At 34.7% G+C, this 14,595-nt stretch carries 13 protein-coding genes; 3 read left to right on the forward strand and 10 right to left on the reverse strand.

Translation table 11 applies throughout. From position 1 onward, the window contains the following. The first annotated feature begins 57 nt into the window (after positions 1-57). Complete coding sequence (locus G6Q10_RS06705) at positions 58-321, forward strand: hypothetical protein (protein WP_163655789.1); 264 nt, start codon at positions 58-60, stop codon at positions 319-321. Between the two features lie 780 nt (positions 322-1,101). Here the strand turns inward: G6Q10_RS06705 and G6Q10_RS06710 are convergent. Further along, entirely contained in the window at positions 1,102-1,410 is a 309-nt protein-coding gene (locus tag G6Q10_RS06710; protein ID WP_163654487.1) for a metal-sulfur cluster assembly factor, read from the reverse strand. Positions 1,411-1,480: 70 nt separating this feature from the next. Next, positions 1,481-2,233, reverse strand: a complete 753-nt coding sequence (gene yjfP / locus G6Q10_RS06715; protein ID WP_163654489.1) for an esterase — start codon at positions 2,231-2,233, stop codon at positions 1,481-1,483. Positions 2,234-2,347: 114 nt separating this feature from the next. On the opposite strand from yjfP, the gene G6Q10_RS06720 reads away from it, so the two are divergent. Then, entirely contained in the window at positions 2,348-3,157 is an 810-nt protein-coding gene (locus G6Q10_RS06720; protein ID WP_163654491.1) for a Cof-type HAD-IIB family hydrolase, read from the forward strand. 138 nt (positions 3,158-3,295) lie between these two features. Here G6Q10_RS06720 and G6Q10_RS06725 read toward each other — a convergent pair whose 3' ends face one another. From G6Q10_RS06725 to G6Q10_RS06740, 4 genes are all read right to left on the reverse strand, one after another. Next, on the reverse strand, positions 3,296-3,658 hold the full coding sequence (locus G6Q10_RS06725) for a DUF1516 family protein (protein WP_163655791.1): 363 nt from the start codon (positions 3,656-3,658) through the stop codon (positions 3,296-3,298). A 63-nt stretch (positions 3,659-3,721) separates the two neighbouring features. Continuing rightward, a complete protein-coding gene (addA, locus tag G6Q10_RS06730; RefSeq protein WP_163654493.1) occupies positions 3,722-7,453 on the reverse strand; it encodes a helicase-exonuclease AddAB subunit AddA in 3,732 nt (1,243 codons plus the stop codon). After that, entirely contained in the window at positions 7,443-10,907 is a 3,465-nt protein-coding gene (gene addB / locus G6Q10_RS06735) for a helicase-exonuclease AddAB subunit AddB (RefSeq protein WP_370519519.1), read from the reverse strand. Before addB ends, addA begins: the two co-directional genes overlap by 11 nt. A 156-nt stretch (positions 10,908-11,063) precedes the next feature. After that, positions 11,064-11,300: an IDEAL domain-containing protein gene (locus G6Q10_RS06740; RefSeq protein ID WP_163654497.1), complete on the reverse strand. Its 237-nt coding sequence runs from the start codon at positions 11,298-11,300 to the stop codon at positions 11,064-11,066. 208 nt (positions 11,301-11,508) lie between these two features. On the opposite strand from G6Q10_RS06740, the gene G6Q10_RS06745 reads away from it, so the two are divergent. Further along, complete coding sequence (locus G6Q10_RS06745; protein WP_163654499.1) at positions 11,509-12,102, forward strand: competence protein ComK; 594 nt, start codon at positions 11,509-11,511, stop codon at positions 12,100-12,102. Between the two features lie 282 nt (positions 12,103-12,384). On the opposite strand, the gene G6Q10_RS06750 is transcribed toward G6Q10_RS06745, so the two are convergent. From G6Q10_RS06750 to G6Q10_RS06765, 4 genes are all read right to left on the reverse strand, one after another. Continuing rightward, positions 12,385-12,678, reverse strand: coding sequence for a nucleotide pyrophosphohydrolase (locus G6Q10_RS06750; RefSeq protein ID WP_163654501.1), 294 nt, complete (start codon positions 12,676-12,678; stop codon positions 12,385-12,387). A 90-nt stretch (positions 12,679-12,768) separates the two neighbouring features. Beyond that, on the reverse strand, positions 12,769-13,095 hold the full coding sequence (locus G6Q10_RS06755; protein WP_163654503.1) for a thioredoxin family protein: 327 nt from the start codon (positions 13,093-13,095) through the stop codon (positions 12,769-12,771). Continuing rightward, positions 13,092-13,529: a flavodoxin gene (locus G6Q10_RS06760; protein ID WP_163654505.1), complete on the reverse strand. Its 438-nt coding sequence runs from the start codon at positions 13,527-13,529 to the stop codon at positions 13,092-13,094. The genes G6Q10_RS06755 and G6Q10_RS06760 overlap by 4 nt, the downstream gene beginning before the upstream one ends. After that, positions 13,526-14,575, reverse strand: a complete 1,050-nt coding sequence (locus G6Q10_RS06765; protein ID WP_163654507.1) for a ribonucleotide-diphosphate reductase subunit beta — start codon at positions 14,573-14,575, stop codon at positions 13,526-13,528. The genes G6Q10_RS06760 and G6Q10_RS06765 overlap by 4 nt, the downstream gene beginning before the upstream one ends. Positions 14,576-14,595: the final 20 nt, after the last annotated feature.

A 14,595-nucleotide genomic window follows, 5' to 3' on the forward strand; every position in this document is an offset into this window, starting at 1 on the left:
TGCTTACCCTAAAACAACTTTCTCCTTTGAAAGGTTGCAGAAATGAGTGACGTTATGTTGTACTGGAAATCCTTTTTTGCGGGTATTGGTATTGCTTTTTTAATACTTATTGCTCGTCCTTTTGTCTCAAGCTATACGCTTTCAACATTATATTCTTATATGGCAATGCTCCTTGTCATCGGTTCAATCATCTGCTCTGCTTTTGTTTCATTTGGTGGACGGAGCGGAGGAAACCGCAAGAAACAAATGAAGTGGAGCATCATGCTACTTTGTATGGCTATTCCTAATTTTATCGGATTTATCATTAGTTTTTATTTTTGAAAAAAGAATGTGGAGCATGAAATCATTGGTTTCGTGTTCCACATTCTTTTTAGGCAAAAAAAATACGCTGAATAAAAAATTCAGCGTCGCCATCATGTTTAGATGCTTATGCGTAACGGGATGAAGCATAAACAAAAACTACATGGCAAATGAGATGAATGAAAACAAATAATGGTTCGGTGTTAAACAGATGATTAATAAAAATTAATCGATTGGAAGATGGAAACACCGATATCCATTATAACCATGATAGGGTCTTATCCCCATGAAAGTGAAAAATTGATTTTTCATTTTCATCGGAATAAGAACCAAACCTTATATTTACATTTTACTATTTTCATTAAAAAAAGCAAGAGAACAAACTGTGTATTTTTTTTGAAGGGATAACCACCTGAATGTTACTTTTATATATTAAACGATATTGAAATAAAAATCAAGAGGATTTAGCAAAAAAATAAAATATTTTTTTGCTAAGTCTAAATAAAATTAAAATCTAATTTTATTATAGCTAAGAAAATACGCGGCTTAGCAACTTTTTGGTACGAAAAAAAGGAATGTAGGAGATAAATCGGCGAACAACTTAACTTGCTCGCAATTGAAAAAGTTTGCCAGACTTCCGGTACTCACGTACAATCGTACGCTCCCTCCTAGCTCCTGGCAAACTTCTTAAATATAAACACTTTCGCTCGATTTATCGTATGCGAAATGTTGTACCTATGCGATCTTTTTAAATCGTATTTTCTTAAAAAATAGAGCTAAATCGCCTGAACTCTTGTTTGATTAGCGAATTCCTAAAGCAATTTTTGCATAACGGGACATTCTTTCTTTTGTCCACGGTGGATTCCACACAATGTTGACATTTGTATCTTTCACTTCTGGAATGTCACTAAGCGCTGCATGCACCTGATCTGTTAAAACACCAGCAAGCGGGCATCCCATCGTCGTAAGTGTCATTGTAACGGTACAAATACCATCTTCATCTAAATCAACATCATAGACTAAACCAATGTTAACAATATCAATCCCCAGTTCAGGATCAATAACTTGCTCTAAAGCACCAAGGATATTCTCTTTTAGCTCCTCATCCATGCAGTTGAACCTCCTGTTTTTATTTGTCAATTTATTGTATCATATTTGAGAATCATTTTCACTGCCTCTTTTAAAGATATTTTTCAAAAAAAGCTACGCCTTCTAAAATCCCTTCAATGGAAACTTTATGTTTTGCTTTTTCATCGATAGCAAATTTAACATTATTCGCCATTCCTGCTTTATCAAGCGCTTGATAAAGCCTTTCACTATACGCAAAAGGAACAACTTGATCTTCTTTACCATGCCATAAATATAGTGGCCGCTCATCCAGTTTCTCAAGTTGTTCACTTAAATCATATGGATTTAGTAAAGCAATTCTTTCTTTTACATCGAAGGGCAAGTCGAGACCATTTTTTTTCGCTTCACTAGCAAGTGTGGTAGCAAAATGACCATAATAAGCACTCCCCATCAGACTAACGGCCACCTTGATCCATTGATATTTAGCAAGCATGCCTAAGGAGGTAATTGCTCCCATCGAAACGCCTCCTACACCAATTCGTGTTGGCTCAATAAGTAGACGATCGTTTAGCTCCTTTTTTAAAGTAACTAATTCGTTAATATTTGCTTCCACAATATCCCAAAAATAAGTAGCTTGCTGAGTATCAGTCGCCCCTTCCCTTCTTTCTCCGTGAAATTTTGCATCAGGTAAAATAACACGAAATCCTCTCTGCGCTAACAGATAACCATAATGTAAGTAAAGCTCTTTTTGCGAACGGAAACCATGATAGAAAAAAATAGTTGGTGTTTTTTGTTCCGCTTTCTCTTTGGAAACGATATGCAATATGGGAATAGAAGCGATTTTTTCATTGTAAACTTGAATCATTTCACTACTTCCTTTCGATTATATTTGCTACAACCATTTACAAATGACTTCGATTTGTTCTATCATGGATGTATATAAATACGAAATAATGATATCTCATAAAAGGAGTTTATAATGGATAAAAAATTAATCGTACTTGACTTAGATGGTACAGCACTTAAGGAAAACCAAACGATCTCTATTCGTACACAAGAAACATTGAAAAAGGCTCGGCTTTCTGGGCATGAAGTCATGATTGCAACAGGTAGACCATATCGCCTTAGTTCTCAGTATTACCAAGCTTTAAATCTGACAACGCCTATTGTTAACTTCAATGGGGCAGTCCTTCATCATCCTCATGATAAGCACTATAAAGAAAACTACCATCACGCGATTGATCTAGCTATTGTTCGTGAGTTACTTGACTTTACAACCCAATTCCCACTCTCGAATATCGCTGCTGAAGTAGAGGACAATGTATTTTTAAAAGAAAAAAATGACAGCATCCCTGCAACATTTCACGCTGGTGTTAATAAAATCTTTATTGGCGATTTACGGAAAAACATTCAAGCTGATGCTACTTCCCTGCTTTTTTTTGGTAAAGAAAAAGAACTTAGCTTAATTAGTAATCATCTGGATCAATCGTTATCGCATGTCATCTCTTATCACACTTGGGGAGCAAGCTGGCCTGCTGTTGAAGTTGTAAAGCATGGGATTCATAAAGCAATTGGAATTCGTGTAGCTGCTAAAACACTTGGAATTCATCAACGCGATATTATTGCCTTTGGTGATGAAAATAATGATTTGCAAATGCTAGATTATGCTGGTATTGGCGTTGCGATGGGAAATGCGACACCAGAGGCCAAAAGTATAGCAAATGAAATTACACTTTCTAATGAAGAGGATGGTATTGCCGTTTATCTCGAAGAACGCCTTCATTTATAAAATGTTGATCAACACCTGACAAACTGACCAAATACTTCCAATGTGCAGATTTTGACAGTAGAAATCAAGCAGCTGCCATATAATAGCAGCGCCTTGGAAATTTGTCAAAATCTGCATTTTTACTTTGTTTCGATCCTATTAGTCGAATACAGGGTATCCACCAGATAAATAAAAACCAAGTAAGATCGTTAATAATAATAGAATGAAAAACAGAATAAGAAATGGCATCGTTGGTTTTTGTTGCTGACGAAAACTAAGGAGCATTTCTACAATACCAATAACGATGATTCCTAATAGGATTTTTAGAATGGCAAGAACCCAATTGGTTGCAAAACTATTTCCTAACATCATGATTCCACTAAAAATAATAAAAAGGTAAAACACTCGATCGATCATTTGTAATACTTTAAAACCTTTAATTGATTTTGCATAAATTCCCCAAGCTGTGATCGTTAAAATTAAGATCCCCAGCCACGAAAACAAATGAAAGTAAGCCCACATCATTAACATTCCTCTCCTATGTCGTTATGTTTCATAGTATATCATCAAATAATTGAATATGCTTTAAATCGATATCTCGCTAAATTCACAAATATGTTGTCCATCAAAAAAGTATAAATAAGCTTTTGTTACTGTTTTACCAGTAATTTGAGAAACTGCCTCGCTATAAAGTTCAATTTGAACTTTATAGCGAGCCCTCATGATCTTTTCAGCTTCTAGCCAACCATTTATAAACTTTCTATCAATTTGATCTGTTTTATAATCAATTAATAGGATCGTATCTTCCAATTCGACAAGACAATCAACAACACCTTGAATTAAAATATTATCCCCTTCCGCTGCTTGTGAATGAATTCTTTGCGCTGGTAATAAATAACTAAAAGGAACTTCTCTTTTAACCTGCTGATGATTATTAAGAAGGATTTCACCTAGTTTTGTCTCAAAAAAAGCAAGAATTTGTGAAAGTTTTATCGCCTTATATTCCGCTTCTGTAATCATTTCTCGATCTACCAATTCTTGTAACAGCGCTTTTAGGTCATCAATACTTGGCGCCTTATTAAGCGGAACCGACTGCATAACAGTGTGCATAGCCGTTCCAATTTCTATCGATGAAAGTTTTTCTTCTTGTAAAAACTTAGGACGATCAAGGATAATAGGTTGTAAGTTTTTAATAAAACGATTGTCACTCCATGAATCTTGAAGGGAAAACTGACGTTTTAATTCTGTTACAGACTGTTTTGAACGGATTTCTGTAGCGATTTTTTTAGTATACTTATAAGACAATGCTTGCTTAACGTATTGATGGTATATCCCGTTTATTGGCACTTGATTATACGTTTCAATGTTTGTCTTAAACTTTTTGAGAGGATCACTTTTGATGATTTCATCTAGATATTTTTCTTTTGGGTGTACGTGAATCTGTAATTTCACATCGGTTGTAAGGATATTGATAGAAGTGTTGTTTTTTAATCCGATTTGATTAAAAAATGTTGGATGTCTAACTAAACTTTTCCCAATCCAATCCAAATACGTCTTCGCATTTCCTCTTTCGCTAGCAGGGAGTAAGGTGCTTTTTTGTGTTGAGACTTTAAGCCATGATTGTAATGTTTTTTCCCATTCTGAAACGATACCGATTAGAATTAATTTTTCTTTTGCTCTTGTCAAGGCGACGTAAAGGACGCGCATTTCTTCTGCAATCATTTCTTGATGCTTCTTTTGCCGGATCGCTTGCTGCATGATAGTTGGATAAGTTATTCTTTTTTCAATATCTGTATAATTAGCAGCAAATCCGTAATCCTTATCAAGTAAAACTTTACTATGAATGTCACGCATATTAAATTTACGATTCAATCCTGCTAAAATGACTACTGGAAATTCAAGCCCCTTACTAGAGTGAATTGTCATCATGCGCACAACATCTTCTTTTTCGCCTACTGTTTTAGCCGTTCCCAAATCATCATTTCGCAATTCAAGGCGTTCTACAAAACGAATAAAGCGGAAAAGTCCTCTAAAAGCTGTTTTTTCATATTGACTTGCTCGATCATGTAGCGCCAACAAATTGGCTTGTCTTTGTTTCCCACCTGGCAAGCCACCAGCAAAAGCATAAAAAGAAGTTTCATCATAAATTCGCCAAATTAATGTAGCCAAATTTTCACGAATAGATAATTCTCGCCAGCTATCTAACTGTTTAATGAAATCGCCAGCTTTTTGTGCAATGCTATCGGTTTCTCTTTTAGCGTATTTTTTTAACGCATCAAAATAATAACCATTTTTCCCCCTTGCTCGAATTTGCCCTAGCGCTTCTTCATCTAAGCCAACAATAGGAGAACGTAAAACAGACACAAGTGGGATATCCTGATAAGGATTATCGATAATTTTTAATAAAGAAATGATCGTAGCTATTTCTGTTGCTTCAAAATAACCTGTATTACTATTAACGTAAAAAGGTAACTCACGCTCTTTCATTGCTTCTTCAATAGAAGTTGCATTCGACATGGAACGTGTAAGAACTGCAATATCACGATATTCGATTGGACGATATTGCTTTTCTTTTTGATCGTAAATTGGGTACTTATCTTTGACTAACCGATCAATTCTCTCAGCTATTGCTTTTGCTTCTAACTCATCTTTTTGAATTCTTTGTGGATCAAGTTCATTTTCACTATTTGCTGAATCGTCTTGCATATCAATGACAAGTAGTTCGGTATCGTGATTTGGATCATCTGGATAGTCTGCACCAAGGATTAATTCCTGTGTTTTATCATAATCAATTTCCCCTACTTCATGGTCCATGATTTGCGTGAAAATAAAATTAGTTAAATCAAGCACCTCTTTTCGACTACGAAAATTCTTTGCCAAATCAATGCGTAAACCTGTCTTTTCACTCTCTAATTGATAACGTTTATACTTTGACATAAATAAGCTAGGTTCAGCCAAACGAAAACGATAAATAGATTGCTTAACATCTCCTACCATAAACCAATTACCAGTTGCCTCATTCTTATCTGTAATTAAAGCAAGAATTGTCTCTTGAACCATATTTGTATCTTGATATTCATCAATTAATACTTCCTTATATTGCTCATTTAAAAGATCAGCAATTTCTGAAGGGCAATAAACCCCATTATCATAAACACTTAAAACTTGTAAAGCCAAGTGCTCTAAATCACTAAAATCTAAAACACTTTTTTCCAGTTTCGCCTTTGAAAACTGCTTGCTAAACTTCTCCACCAATTGAACCAACATGCTTACATCCTGTTCCATATTAGCTAAATCCATTAAATATTTTTTCTCTTCTCGCTTAAAAAAGGTATCAATTAACTGATTCACTTCTTTTTTAGCTTCTTCTCGCGCTTTTTTGGCTAGATTGATTAAATTTTCATCATATTCCTCTCTGTTTTTAAGTGTTGGTATGCGCTTGAATGATATATTTAACCAGATGGCTTGCATTTCTGACCATGAAAGCGTGAATGCACGATGAAGTTGTTCTAATTGATTAATATCATCTTCAAGGATAACTAAATACGGGCTAGGGCCCCTTGTTTCATTTGCTGCTCTTTTAGCAATTTCTAATTGGTTCAAGGCTTTGTTTAGACCGGCAGTTAAGCCTTCTTCAATAAGCGGGTAATAAGTAAGTTGTTTAATCGTCTTAAATTGATTCGTTTTATAACTTTGCACGATTTGATTTAACCACTCATTTGGTTTAGGGTTTGCCCGTGAAAAATCATAAAGATTAGTAATTAAATCATACAGTGCCTGATCACCTCGATCATTTGTTATGCTATCAACTAGATGAAAAAAGTTAACATTATTTGTTTTTTCATATTCATTCTCAAGCAATTGATCCAGCACTTCATCGCGTAACATAACCGTTTCAATAGAATCCATTAACCGAAAATCAGGATCAATCTCGATTCGGTAATAATATTTTTTAATGAGATCTAAACAGAATGAATGCAGCGTTGAAATGGATGCATTATTCAAAAGCGCAATTTGCTTTCGCAGATGAACGGAAGTAGGGGTTTTTTCCAATTCTAATTCAAGTGCGTGCTCGATTCGACTTTTCATTTCCGCAGCAGAAGCATTGGTAAAAGTGACAATAAGTAATTCATCTACATTAAAATTAGCAGCTTCATTACGTAATTTCTCAATAATTCTTGTAACAAGAACAGCTGTTTTCCCCGACCCTGCTGCTGCTGCTACAAGAATATTTTGTCCTTCAGCAAAAATAGCACGCCACTGTTCCTTTGTCCAAATAGCATCTACTGGCATTTCTGGAATTGGATTACGCTTCATGGTTCCCATCATCTCCTTCATGTTTCATTTTTTCTAATATGATAGATGGTTTTTCATTTTTAAAGTAACGATAATGATCATTCCCTGTCGCGGGATCAAATTGGCAAACTGAACGGAATGGACAAAAATGGCAAGGTGTTGCGTCACGTAATTTATAAGGATTAATAAAAACTTTCCCGTTTAAAATTTGGTTGCCAGCTTCTTGATATTTCCCTCTAATAAAATGTCGTAATTGGTCAAACTGCTCTTTAGTCGCTGTTTTTGAACGAGAACTCAATAATCCATCTTTCTTTAATTCCGCTGGTACAACAAGCGAGCTTTTCCCATTTTCTAATGTTTCATCCATTAAATTAACTGATACTGGATCAGATAGTATAAGGCCTTTCATACGATAACTTTTTTGAAGTTCATTTTGCAATTCTTGATCTGTTAAAGGAAGGCTAGCGTTTATACGCTGGTTATGCATATGGAAATAGAGAACACCAGCTGGTTCAGCAGTTTTACCAACGAGTTTTTCTGCATTTGTAGTCACCACATCTAGATATGTTAACATTTGTAAAGAAATTCCATAATAAACTGCTGGAAGCGATAAATCATGAGCACTTGACTTATAATCGATAATTCGTAAAAAGGCTCTTCCTTCGCTTTCCGCTTGATCAATTCGGTCAATTCTACCTTGTAATAATAATTCATGATTTTGCTTGAGAGGGATTTTCATTGGCGGAATCTTTCCACCCAAACCAAAATTAATTTCTAATCCAATTGGCTTAAATCCACTGATTTTGGCTTGTTCATTTAGCACCTTCGTCGTTCGAGTAATAATATTTAACAACTTATATTTAATATATGCCATTCTATTCGAACTTAATAAAATTTCATGTTGTAATTTAGGAGCTAAATAATTCATTGCCTGTGTAGCAAGTGTTTCGCAATCAGAAGCATCAAGATCTCCCCAATCGATGGACATTTCTTCTAACTTTACTGAAATCCATTCCATTGCCCCATGAAAAACTTCACCAATATCCACTGGCTGTAATTGGTAAGTCGCCCTCTCCTCAAGCTTCAGTCCATATTGAGCAAAATGCTGAAACTGACAACTAAAAAACTTTTCCATTCTAGAAACGCTAGCATGAATCTTTTCGCCAAACAGCGCAGTAGCTGTTTTTTCAGTAAGTGAGATAACTTTATTTTGATAGTTTAATCCTGCTAATACTTTTTTTACGGCTAGATTATCTTGTTCTATAAAATAATTATATATATCCCACCAAATATCATGGATAGCATAACCATTTTTATACCTTTGTAATTGCTTGGTTAAAAGTGTAAGTGTTGCTTTTTTTGATGAAATATATTCTTTCTGTTCGCTTTCACTTAAAAGAGCAGGATCAGTTAAATAGATTTCCTCTTTTAAATTGGGGAATTGAGATTTTAATTTGCGTAAATACGTTGATTCAGCGAGTACTCTTCCTTCTTCGTCAGCAGCTGGGTAACTTAAATACAGTTCATTTTGAGGCAAACTAAAAATACGATAAGCAATAAACTCTTCATACATAAAAAGCTTCTTATTGCTAGGCTTTAACTGGATCCCCTGTGCCTCAAGCACTTCTCTATCTCGATTAGAAAAAATGCCTTCTTCCTGAACTTTTCTTGGTAAAACACCATCATTTAACCCAGCAACAAAAATAACTTTCATATCTAGTAAACGAGCATTGGCAATATCTGAAATAACAAGTTGGTCAATCGCCGGTGGAAGAAGAGAAAATTCCATTGCTTCCAGTCCGGTTTGAACAAGATCACAAAACTCCTCACTCATCATCTCCGAATCCCCTTGGAGATCAACAAGTTCATCCAACAATGTTATGACAGAATTCCAAGCTTGCTCATGTTCTTTAGCTAATTCAAGTAACCCCTCTTCTTCTGCTTTTTCGCGTCGTTGTTCCAGATGATTGGGGGCGTCAACTAATATTAGATAATCATATAATAAAGTAGCCAGTTCTCGTCCCGTTTTTTTAGAACTCATTCCTTTTTCTAAAAATAATAATGGCTCTTCTATACTTTTTCTAACTTTAGCTAAAGTAGCCTCAACTGCTAGCTCTTCATCCGTTTGAACTCCTATCTTTGTAACTAAACCACGAATTTTACGGTAGTACCATTTTTCACTTTGAAACCATCGACTTTTATTGTAAATTCCATTTTCTAGTAGATAATTTTCAAATAAATCTACTTTGCTGCGAAAAGATACATTATCTTCATGGATTGGATTAAAAAACTCAGTTCTTACCGCCTGAAAAATATAATCATATTGCCAATTCCACCTTATTGCATCTAAACTAGAACGAATAAATTCGATAAGTGGATGTTTGGCCATTGAACGTTTTTTATCAAAAAAATAAGGAATTTCTTCAGCTTCCATAATAGGTTCGATTAATGTATCATAATCTTCATTGTTCCTTATTAAAAGCGCAATATCACGATATTGATATTGCTCAGACATAACCAATCTCCGTATTTCTCGAGCGATCCCTTCAAGCTCTGAGCGTCGGTTATTAGCTTGATGTAGATGAAGTCCTGCCGTTTCTTGGTTAACAGAAAAATAATTACTTCCCCAAGTTTGCACTAATTGTTTAATCCCTTGTGCTTGTTCTTTCTTGCTTTCGCTTAAGTGGATGGCTTGTTTCTCAGGAATATTTGCTTTTAGCGCTAATTCACGTATGGATTGCATCGTTTCTAAATTTAATTGAAACATGTCATATTCACTTGACGCTTGATGGCTGCGAAGTGTAAGCGATAGTATGACTTCTTTAGCAGCGCTAAGTAATTGTCCGATGACTGTTAATTCTTGTGTTGAAAAATAATCAAAACCGTCAATATAAATATACGCATTTTGTATATATTCACTCTCTTGAATTTGTTCACTAAATAATCTTAAATAGTCTTCTTGTTCAAGGTATTTCCCAAATAGTTTTTCTTGATACTTTTGATAGATATAAGCGACATCTCTTACTTTCTCACGGATGCCTTTATCTCCTGTAGTACTCGCTAGTGCATCATCTGTGACTTCATATTGTTTCATTTCTTTAAATAAAGTGAGCAATTCCTTACAAAAACCTTTTTTGTTAGCAGATTTTGTAAATAGCTTAAGCCAATCTTGTTCCTCAAAAAGCACCTGCTTAACTAGCATTTCCATTCCGGTATTAGTTAAAAATGTGTTAGAAAGGCCCCCTGTTTCTTGCAATACACGAAAAGCTAAGCGACTAAAACTATATACTTGGACATTCATCATTCCTTTAAAAGAAGCTTTATCTAGGAAATAGGTTTCCATCTGGAATGTCATTTGTTCTGGTACGATGATGATGATTTGAGTTTTAGAATCGGTCTCTGTTTTTTGCTTAATATCTTGAATCATATTAGTTGTTTTTCCACTGCCTGCTTCACCAGTAATTAATTGTAACATCAACCCTCAACTCCGAACGTTTGTTTGCTTTTTTTCATTTTAACTTACTTTGTCAATTTCGTCCATTCTTTTTTTTAATGCTTTTTTTACTCAAAAAACGTTTTTTCAACATAAAAAAACTAAGGCATATTCCACTACCTTAGTTTTTCATAAAACTCATTCAAAATCCAGCATTTCCTTTTCAACTTCAAACAAATGATTTGTAAGTTGTACAAATTTCTGTTTATTCCTATGTTCAAGAGCATGGTCGATCTCTATTTTTAGCATTTCGATTTTTCTTTTTTCTAGGAGCATTGTCATGTAGCATTCAACAAAAGCATTAATCAGCTCTTTTTCCCCTTTTAACAAGCCAACTTGATTCATTAATGAGTTAGAAAAATCACCCATTTCCACGACTACTCACTCCTTTACCTGAAAAAATTCATGATAACAAGCTAAAATCTCATAAAAAGGGTGAAAATTAAACTTTTTCAAATTTTAATGACGATTAGTAAGACTTATGCTATAATAGCTAAAAAGTTACATACCACTAATCATCGCTGTTAGCTGCCCTTTCAAATTATTTTAGCCGCAAATAAAACTTGATGGGAGTTGACTTAAAATGAAAAAAGGCTCTTCAAAAAAATCAATTTACGAAGTGAACCCACACACCATGATGATCTCACCAGCTCCAAATGGGGACAAGCTCTATTCTGAGATTTTAGAAATAAATACTTGCTATACTTCTAATTTTACCCCGTTTGAGCTAATTAAAACCAGTTGCAATTTCTTTGGTAGCAGTTACGAAGGACGTAAAGATGGCACAAAACACCTAATTGGCGTCACACACAAACCACCGATTATTATTGACCCAATGACTTTTACCTATGCTTTTCCAACAACATCACCAATTAACCCAAATTGTCATTGGATTTTCCCGCAGCACATTAAAGAATATCGCGCAATTAACATTAATCAAACTTATATACAATTTGCTAATTTTGATACAGCGGTTCTTGATATGTCACTCATGTCTTTTAATAATCAAATGGCGCGAACTTCAATGCTTCATATGAAGTTTTCACAAAAAATGCGTAAAATAGAAATGGATTTTCCATATATTAACATGTTTTTCCCGCCAACCTCTATGACAGCAGAGCCGAGGAAACCTTATCACTTTAATGTTAATAAGAGAGAAGAAGGGGAACAGGAATAAGTTTTTTGTGGATAATAGTGTAACTCTCCTGATCTTTAACCATTGTAACTCTTTGTACAGAACCACTTTTTAGTTTAAGATTTTCAATTAACGGAAAAGTATTTCCCGCGAAGCATAGTTATATTGTTTTGTGAAAAATCTGTTGCTATATCTAAAGGTTCAGCTAAATTGACTAAAATAAAAACGGGCAGCCGGTGATTATCATTTTTATTAAAATTGAATCTCTTACTCCAATTCTTTTGGCACAAAACTTTTCATACTTTTATTAGAGTCGTATTCAAGCTACTTCCAATTTCTAGCTTTATTCTTAGCTAGCTTTCTTTGCACAACTTTCTCTGCATCCTCACCAAGGCTTTCGATAATTTGCAAAGCATAGATAAGTACATCTGCTGTTTCTTCCAAAATATGTTCTCGCTCTTTTGTGATAGCTTCTTCACTGGTGCGCCACTGAAAACATTCTAGTAGTTCAGATGCTTCTAACGTCAAAGATAGAGCTAGCTCTTTCGGATGTTGATATTGGTCAAGCCAATTTCGTTCCTTTAAAAATTCTGTGATCTCATCTTGTAGTGCTCGCACTTTTTTCAGCTCCTTTTCTGTTCAACTAAGCAAATAACCAGAATAACACCTTTAATAAGGGAATTATTCTGGCTAACGATTACAAAGCGATCAAATATTGTTTACTAAAGCTTCTTCAATTTTATTTGGTGGAATAAAGCCATTTAAACGTGACATTTCTTCTCCACCTTTATAAAGAATTAAAGTAGGCGTTTGACGTACATCGCGAGCAAAAAAGAAGTCTTCGCCTAATTCTTCTAATTTCACCTTAAGCACTTTTACATGGCTAGCTTGAGTAGAGTTGCTAAATTCTTGGAATGATAAATCTAGCATTTTACAATTTGGGCAGTTATCTTTCCAATAATCTACGTACACTAACTCGTCAGAATCCATATGTTGCTTAAATTCGTCTAATGATTTAATTTCAATACTTGTCATTTGACTCCACCTCTTTTTTCTAATACTTGTTGAACAAACTGATAAATTGCTTCGTAATCTTCTTTACGATGTGGCATTTGTTCAATTTTTAATGTAGGATAATCACTCTTAAAATATTGGCTCATTCGGTCAACAGCGCCGCAAAAATTCTCAATCCCCCACTGGGTCTCGCCCGTTCCAAAAAGAGCAACATGCTTTGGTTTCATTTCAAGTTCAGCGATAAAATCTTTCATGTCAGTGGGTGTTCTGCCATAATCGACAGTCCATGCTCCTAACATGTATAAATCATATGCTTTATCTAATGGATAATTTGCTGATGGAGAAACGCGAAAAGTTGTAACTTCATGATCTTGTTCTTGGAGTAGCCTTTCAATTTCTTCTGCAACAGCTTTTGTATTCCCACTTAATGAATCATAAGCAAGGAGGATTTTCATAGGTCGTCAAAACCATTATCGACGTTTGTTTTTTTATAACTAGAATTACGCATTTCAAAAAAATCGGTTTTCGTTTCTGTAAAATTATCCGCGTAAGCTTTAATCCAGGTCATTGTATTATCACTATATCCGGGATAAAGTTCTTCAATTCCAAGCATCCCAAGCATTTTATTGGCACGATATTTAACGTAATCAACCATTTCTTCTACATCGATTCCTTCAATACCTTGCAAAACTTCAGCAGACCATTCAGATTCAAGTTGAACCGCTAGACGAAAAGCATTATGTGTATATTCAATAAGCTCATCTGTTTGCAGCTCTGGGTTTTCCCCAAGAATAGCGCGAATAACTTCTGAAATAAATTTAGAATGTGCAAGCTCATCACGATTTATAAAACTAATAATTTTACCTGTACCGTTCATTTTATTTTGGCGCACTAAATTATAAAAATAAGCAAAGCCACTATAAAAATTGATTCCTTCTAAAATGGAAGATTGAATGAGTGCTTTGACAAGATTAATTGGTGTCTTATCATTCATAAAGTTATCATAAGCGTCCATAATAGGTTCGTTACGTTTAATAATCGTCGGATGCGTCCGCGCTAATTCAAAAATTCGTTTTTGTTCTTGTAAATTTGTAATTGAAGCAAGAACATAAGAATAGCTTTCATTATGGATGACCTCTTGTTGACCAATAATCGCAATATTGGCATGAACAGCTGGATCAGTGATATATTCCGCCACATTATACATGAAACGCGTTTGTGGAGAATCAAGCGTTGCAAGCAAACCAATAATCGCATCAAAAGCATATTTTTCTTCTTCCGAAAGTTCAGGATACTGCTTGGCATCACCTTTCATATCAACTTCATCTGGAATCCAGTAGTTAGTCGATAATTCCTTATACGCTCGGTAAAAGGAAGGATAAGGGATATCGTTCCAATTTAAAATACCACTTGTAACTCCATTTATAATTGCAGTGGAGCGATTTGGGGACATCGGTTCTAAAATTTTAATACGTGTTAACTGCTCATTTTGTTCTGGCATAATAAGCACTAAACCTCCTT

The sequence above is a fragment of the Listeria sp. PSOL-1 genome (assembly GCF_902806445.1).
GTDB lineage: Bacteria > Bacillota > Bacilli > Lactobacillales > Listeriaceae > Listeria.

Excerpts from the sequence above, each read along its gene's own strand:
- G6Q10_RS06725 (WP_163655791.1), bottom strand. The coding sequence starts at position 3,658 with ATGTGGGCTTACTTTCATTTGTTTTCGTGGCTGGGGATCTTAATTTTA.
- G6Q10_RS06745 (WP_163654499.1), top strand. The coding sequence starts at position 11,509 with ATGAAAAAAGGCTCTTCAAAAAAATCAATTTACGAAGTGAACCCACAC.
- addB (WP_370519519.1), bottom strand. The coding sequence starts at position 10,907 with ATGTTACAATTAATTACTGGTGAAGCAGGCAGTGGAAAAACAACTAAT.
- yjfP (WP_163654489.1), bottom strand. The coding sequence starts at position 2,233 with ATGATTCAAGTTTACAATGAAAAAATCGCTTCTATTCCCATATTGCAT.
- addA (WP_163654493.1), bottom strand. The coding sequence starts at position 7,453 with ATGAAGCGTAATCCAATTCCAGAAATGCCAGTAGATGCTATTTGGACA.
- G6Q10_RS06760 (WP_163654505.1), bottom strand. The coding sequence starts at position 13,529 with ATGAAAATCCTCCTTGCTTATGATTCATTAAGTGGGAATACAAAAGCT.
- G6Q10_RS06765 (WP_163654507.1), bottom strand. The coding sequence starts at position 14,575 with ATGCCAGAACAAAATGAGCAGTTAACACGTATTAAAATTTTAGAACCG.
- G6Q10_RS06720 (WP_163654491.1), top strand. The coding sequence starts at position 2,348 with ATGGATAAAAAATTAATCGTACTTGACTTAGATGGTACAGCACTTAAG.
- G6Q10_RS06710 (WP_163654487.1), bottom strand. The coding sequence starts at position 1,410 with ATGGATGAGGAGCTAAAAGAGAATATCCTTGGTGCTTTAGAGCAAGTT.
- G6Q10_RS06755 (WP_163654503.1), bottom strand. The coding sequence starts at position 13,095 with ATGACAAGTATTGAAATTAAATCATTAGACGAATTTAAGCAACATATG.